We start from the raw sequence: 2081 nt of genomic DNA on the forward strand, positions 1-2081 counted from the left end.
ATATGGGTTATTTTGAAATCATCACCTTTATGGAATGTAATGATGACACCGGTCCATATTTTTTCAAAAGAACGTTTGGAAATTTTGACCATCTTTACCGTTGGATCAGGGTCGGCTACCAGAACGTATGATTTAGTGACTTGATATATTACGCAAAAATGACTGATTCCTCCTTCTTTTACTACGAAAGCAATTAAAGGAAGTTCTTGAAAGTTGCAGAGATTATCATAATCAAGCTCAAAAGAATCTGGCGTTAAGCCTATTTTTTCTGCTGCCTTCATCAACCCCCAAGCACTTGCACCTTTTTTTGTTATTTTGGCGAGATTTCGCAAGTATGAAAGATGATATTCAGAACCGTAATATTTAGCTATCATTGAAAGGCAGGCAATGCCACAGTCCATTTCATCAACTTGTGGAATATAAGGGTATTTTTTACTGAATATCATTGCAATGTTTCTCCATTGTCTTCTTGACATTTTTTGCGTTTCTGCGTGAAACATCGACCGAAATGCCGTTTTCAAAGAAAATCTTTCTTTGTTTTGAATCAAAACTGACGATGTTTTGCGGATTAACCATGCAGGAACGGTCAACTTGAAGCAATTCGGGGTATCGTTTTGAAATTTCGGAAATCGTTCCATAAAATTCGGATTGTTCATCCTTGGCTACGACGACCAGACGATGGATAACGTCAGAAACTTTGATGTACAACAATTTGTTAAAATTGATAAAATGTTCCTCTCTGCCGATTTTAAAAGATAACTGTTTTTGGTTGGTCTTCTCAATAGCATCGATGCGTTTTTGTGCTTCGCTCAAACTATAATTGATTTCATTGTGAATGTTTGTGATGTCGTCATCTTTATAAATAAATGACAAGCATTCGAGGTGTTCTTTGATAACTTTTGAAACCATTTCATCGTGTGTCGTAATAAATGAAATTTTTGCTTCGGCATCATGTTCTCTGATCCATTTGGCTAATTCGATGCCGTTAATGTGTTTTTTTCCAAGGTCGATGTCAAGAAAGTAAATCCCGCCTCTTACATCAAACGTCTCGATGAACTGCTTTATTTCTTCAGGCAACTGTGTTGCCAAGCTGATACTAAAGTCGTGCTCGTGAAATGCAGAATAGTTGGCTACATACTGTTTTAAAGATAACAATTGGATAGGGTTGTCTTCGCATATAAAAATTCTATGAAACATTTTTTCACTCCTGAACTATTATTGTTGCAACAAACAAGTTTTTTTCATACTTGTAGGAAACAAACAAGTTGCTGTTGTTTGTTTGAATCTCGTTGATGTTTTTAAGACCCAATCCAGAATGGTTGTCCTTTGAGGTATATCCTTCGCTTATTAATTGCTGGATAGGTTTTTGTGTCGCAAACATCGTGTTGGAAATGACGAATTTTGTAGCGTCGTCATTTTTCGAAATATTCATCAAAATTCGGCCGTCTTCATGGCCGCAGACCGCCTCGATTGAATTGTCAAGCGTTATCCCGATAACTCGTACAAAGTCAAAAATAGGGATATTGATGTTTTCGATTATTTGAGGACAGGAGAATTCAGCAATGATTTTCTGTTCTCGCATATCTTGAACCTTTCTGATGAAGATGCTTTTAAGATAGGGATTTTTCAGATTGTCAAAATCGTTGAAACCCCAGATTTGGTTTGACGCAAACTTGATATTAAAGTATTCTTCGAGCTTTAAGACGCCTTCTTTAAATTTCTCTTTGTTTTCAAAATCAGCCAATTCTTTTAGACTGAGCAGCATGTTTTGATAATCATGTTTGAATTTTCGAAGTTTTCGCTCCTCTTTTTCAAGTTTTTCGGTATATTTCAATAATCCTTCTATCTCAGTTTGTTTGATTTTTTGCTCATTTAGCTTGTCATGTCGCGACAACTCGAAGTTGAACAAAATGATGACAAAGATGCACTGAATGATTAGAAAAGTGATTATGAGCGGGATAATACGGCCGAATATATTAATTTTATGCGATATAACATCAAGAAAGGTAACTGAAATATAAGCGTATAATGCAACAGTTAAGCTGGCTCTTTTGTCCAGTATAGCGCTGTATTTTTTTATT

Annotated in this window: 3 protein-coding genes; all 3 read right to left on the reverse strand. The window is 35.8% G+C overall.

The features are described from left to right. A partial coding sequence (locus V7Z60_RS06335) for a cysteine peptidase family C39 domain-containing protein (protein WP_334117005.1) occupies window positions 1-446 on the reverse strand: 446 nt, incomplete at its 3' end. Beyond that, window positions 433-1197 (reverse strand): LytR/AlgR family response regulator transcription factor, encoded by a 765-nt coding sequence (locus V7Z60_RS06340; protein ID WP_129915278.1) that lies wholly within the window; start codon window positions 1195-1197, stop codon window positions 433-435. The genes V7Z60_RS06335 and V7Z60_RS06340, both read right to left, overlap by 14 nt. A 4-nt stretch (window positions 1198-1201) precedes the next feature. Continuing rightward, window positions 1202-2081 (reverse strand): GHKL domain-containing protein (locus V7Z60_RS06345; RefSeq protein WP_334117006.1); only part of this gene is annotated, 880 nt, incomplete at its 5' end.

Source organism: Ligilactobacillus sp., from assembly GCF_036846325.1.
In the GTDB taxonomy this organism is placed as follows: domain Bacteria; phylum Bacillota; class Bacilli; order Lactobacillales; family Lactobacillaceae; genus Ligilactobacillus.